This is a genomic window from Brevundimonas sp. (assembly GCF_016463295.1).
Classification (GTDB): Bacteria; Pseudomonadota; Alphaproteobacteria; order Caulobacterales; family Caulobacteraceae; genus Brevundimonas.
In genome coordinates, this window is sequence record NZ_JAEMRO010000132.1 from 1 (window position 1) to 3,836 (window position 3,836).

Sequence of the window (3,836 nt, forward strand, 5' to 3'; positions counted from 1 at the left end):
GCCGGCAAGCCGACGCTGGTCCGCATGCACCAGGTCGATTTCGCCGCCGACATCCTGGGTCACGTCGAGGCGCGTCAGGACTATGTGCCCCAGGCGCTGAAGGCGATTTCGGATCATGACGGGGCGGGCGTGACCGTCTTCCTGCGCGATCCGGACCTGCATGGCCTGGCCGAGCGGCTGTCGGGTGTGCCCCGGCCGCAGGCGGCGGATCGGTCGCTGAAGAACTATGGCGTGGGGGCGCAGATCCTGCTGGATCTGGGCGTGCGCGACATGATCGTGATGAGCTCGACCCGCCCCAATCCCACCGCGCTGGAAGGCTATGGCCTGCGCATTGTCGGCTGGCGCAGTATGGACGGAGAAGACCAATCCTGAGTGAACCCATCCGCGTCCTCATCGTCGAGGCGCGCTTCTATGACGATCTGGCCGACGCCCTTCTGGAAGGGGCGAAGGATGCGCTGCGGGAACAGGGTGTTCAGTTCGACGTCGTCTCCGTGCCCGGCGCGCTGGAGGTGCCGACCGTCATCGCCCTGGCCGAAGAGGCAGGCCGATATCCGACCGCGCCGCGCTATGACGGCTATGTGGCGCTGGGCTGTGTGATCCGCGGCGAGACCTATCATTTCGAGATTGTCTCGGATCAGTCGGCGGCGGGGATCCGCAATCTGGGCCTGAAGGGCATCATCATCGGCAACGGCATCCTGACCACCGAGGACGAGCACCAGGCCTGGGCGCGCGCCCGGATCAGCGAGGGCGACAAGGGCGGCGGCGCGGCCCGCGCGGCTCTGGACCTGATTGCGCTGCGCAAGCGGCTTCGCGTAGGACTGGGCTCGTGACCCAGCCCAACAGCATTCAATCCGTCCTCGAACAACTGGCCGAGAACCAGAAGGCCAATGCCGAGCCGCAGCTGAGCAGTCGCCAGCGGCGGGCCCGCACGGTCGCGCGTCTGGCCGCCGTCCAGGCTCTGTATCAGATGGAACTGGCGGGCGAGGGCGTGGACACTGTCATCACCGAATTTTCCAACCACCGTTTCGACGCCGACATTGAGGGCGAGCCCCTGGCCGAGGCGGACGAGGACTATTTCGCCCAGATCGTGCGCGGTGTTGTCGGAGAGCAGTCGGCGATCGACCTGGCGGTCAAGGTGCGGCTGGCGTCGAACTGGCGGCTGGAGCGTCTCGACGCAACGCTGCGGGCGCTGCTGCGCGCCGGGGCGTGGGAGTTGAAATCGCGCCCCGACGTGCCGCGCGAGATCGTGATCGACGAATATGTCGAACTGGCCAAGGCCTTCTTCGACGAGGCCGAGGCCAAGTTCGTCAACGCCGCCCTGGACGGAGTGGCGCGGGACGTTCGAGCGGCCTGATGCCCTCGGTCGATGTCGCCGGTGAGTTCGAAACCATCCGGCGGCTGTTCGCGCCCCTGGCTCATCCGGAATGGGGAAGGGAGCTGAAGGACGACGTCGCCGTGGTGCCGTCGCGTCCCGGCTTCGATCTGGTCCTGACCAAGGACGCGATGGTCGAGGGGGTGCATTTCCTGCCCGACGACCCTCTGGACACCGTGGCGCAGAAGCTGTTGCGGGTGAACCTTTCGGACCTGGCGGCCAAAGGGGCGGAGGCCTTCGGCTATATGCTGGCCTGCCATTGGTCCGACCGCTGCGGCTGGCCCGAGCGCGAGGCCTTCGTCGACGGCTTGAGGCGCGATCAGGCGATCTTCGAGGTTCTGCTGCTGGGTGGCGACACGGTCTCGACCAAGGGGCCCGCCAGCTTCTCCCTGACCCTGATGGGATGGACGCCCAGGGGACGAACGATCGGACGTGCGGGAGCCAGGCCCGGCGATGTGGTCATGGTCACGGGCGCGATCGGTGACGGCTGGCTGGGCCTGCAGGCGGCGCAGGGCAAGCTGTCGCTGGAGATGGAGCGGATCATCGCCCTGGTCGAACACTATCGCCGACCCATGCCCCAGACGGATTTCGCCACGACGATCCGCGATCTGGCCAGTGCCTCGGTCGATGTATCCGACGGTCTGATCGCGGACCTGGGCCATATCGCCTCGGCCAGCGGGGTCGGGCTGGAGATCGACCTGGAGGTAACGCCGTTGTCGCTGGCGGGTCAGGCCTGGTTCGAGCAGAGAGTCGATCCGCAGGCTGCGTTGGAAAAACTGGTCACCGGCGGCGACGATTATGAGATCGCCTTCACCGCACCCGCCGCCAGCGAGGAGGCCCTGCGGCGCGAGGCGGATCGCCGACATATCCCGCTGACACGCATCGGACAGGTCGTGCCGGGCGCAGGCGTGTCGGTGCGGTATCAGGGGCAGGCCGTGACGCTGGCCAAGCCGGGGTTCACCCACAGCTAGGCTGCAAACGAAATCTCAAGCCCTGCCGGATATCAGGGTGGCATGCGCCGTCGTGACCTCATCGCTGCTTCCGCCGTCCTGCCTGCCGGGCTACTGGCGGGCGAGGCCATGGCCGGCGAGGATGCCCCCGCTACCGCTGCGCCGCTGAGCATTGCTGGCGTGGGCCTGCCAGTGATCACCGAGGGACGCATCCGCAACTATGTCTTCGTGTCGCTGAGACTGCACCTTGGTGCGGGCGCGACGGCGGAGACCCTGCGGGTCAAGGAGCCCTATTTCCGCGACGCCCTGGTGCGCGCGGCCTATCGCACGCCCTTCACGGTCGCGAACAACTGGACAGTCGTGGATGGGGCTGCCGTCGCGGCCAGCCTGATGCGGGCGGCCACGACCATTGCGGGGCGGGGCAAGGTCGCGCGGGTCGAGATCGTCAGCCAGACCCCCCGTCGTCGTACCGGTGTCCGCGCCGGCTGATCGCCGTTCACCGTAAGTGGTTGCGTCCTGTTGACGCATTTGCCAGTCTTCCGACGCAATCCCCACAGGACGCAGTTCCGCGTCCGTCGCGCACGGGGGGACCGGAAGGCGGAAGAGGCCAAAAGGCCCGCCGCGCCAAGGATCCGGGCGCTCAATGCACTCAGGGTTTGGAAACGCCATGAATAACTATCTGTGGCTGGTCATCGCCGCAGGCGCGCTGGGAGTCCTCTACGGACTTGTCCAGACCGCCGCGCTGATGAAGGCCAGTACCGGCAACGACAAGATGCGCGAGATCGCCGCCGCGATCCAGGAGGGCGCATCGGCCTATCTGCGGCGGCAATATATGACCATCGGCATGGTCGGGATCGTGATCCTGATCGCCGCCTATTTCCTGATCGGCATCTATGCGGCCATAGGTTTCGTCATCGGCGCGGTGCTGTCCGGCCTGGCCGGCTTTGCGGGCATGCTGATCTCCGTGCGGGCCAATGTGCGTACCGCACAGGCCGCGTCCGAGAGCCTGTCCAAGGGGCTGGACCTGGCGTTCCGCTCCGGGGCTATCACCGGCATGTTCGTCGCGGGCGGGGCTCTGCTCGGCGTCGCGGGCTACTACGCTCTTTTGACCGAAGGCCTGGGCCTGGAGCGCACGGGCCGCGAGGTCATCGACGGTCTGGTGGCGCTGGGCTTTGGCGCTTCGCTGATCTCCATCTTCGCGCGTCTGGGCGGCGGCATCTTCACCAAGGGTGCGGACGTCGGCGGCGATATGGTCGGCAAGGTCGAGGCCGGCATTCCGGAAGACGATCCCCGCAATGCCGCGACCATCGCGGACAACGTCGGCGACAACGTCGGCGACTGCGCCGGCATGGCCGCCGACCTTTTCGAGACCTATGCGGTGACGACCGTGGCGACGATGGTGCTGGCCGCCATCTTCTTTCGCGATCAGCCCTATGTCGAAGCCATGATGCTGTTGCCGCTGGCGATCTGCGGCATCTGCGTGGTGACCTCGATCATCGGCAGCTTCTTCGTCC

Annotated in this window: 5 protein-coding genes and 1 pseudogene; all 6 read left to right on the plus strand. The window is 66.8% G+C overall.

Annotated elements, in window-relative coordinates:
- A pseudogene (locus tag JHC81_RS14035) lies at positions 1-372 on the plus strand (3,4-dihydroxy-2-butanone-4-phosphate synthase); the annotation flags it as partial.
- Complete coding sequence (gene ribH, locus JHC81_RS14040) at positions 369-830, plus strand: 6,7-dimethyl-8-ribityllumazine synthase (RefSeq protein WP_292175716.1); 462 nt, start codon at positions 369-371, stop codon at positions 828-830. The pseudogene JHC81_RS14035 and the gene ribH, both read left to right, overlap by 4 nt.
- Entirely contained in the window at positions 827-1,354 is a 528-nt protein-coding gene (nusB, locus tag JHC81_RS14045) for a transcription antitermination factor NusB (RefSeq protein WP_292175709.1), read from the plus strand. Before ribH ends, nusB begins: the two co-directional genes overlap by 4 nt.
- Complete coding sequence (thiL, locus tag JHC81_RS14050) at positions 1,354-2,343, plus strand: thiamine-phosphate kinase (protein ID WP_292175711.1); 990 nt, start codon at positions 1,354-1,356, stop codon at positions 2,341-2,343. Before nusB ends, thiL begins: the two co-directional genes overlap by 1 nt.
- Before the next feature lie 42 nt (positions 2,344-2,385).
- Positions 2,386-2,811 (plus strand): hypothetical protein, encoded by a 426-nt coding sequence (locus JHC81_RS14055; RefSeq protein ID WP_292175712.1) that lies wholly within the window; start codon positions 2,386-2,388, stop codon positions 2,809-2,811.
- A gap of 178 nt (positions 2,812-2,989) precedes the next feature.
- The coding region (locus JHC81_RS14060; RefSeq protein WP_292175714.1) for a sodium/proton-translocating pyrophosphatase at positions 2,990-3,836 on the plus strand (847 nt) is incomplete at its 3' end.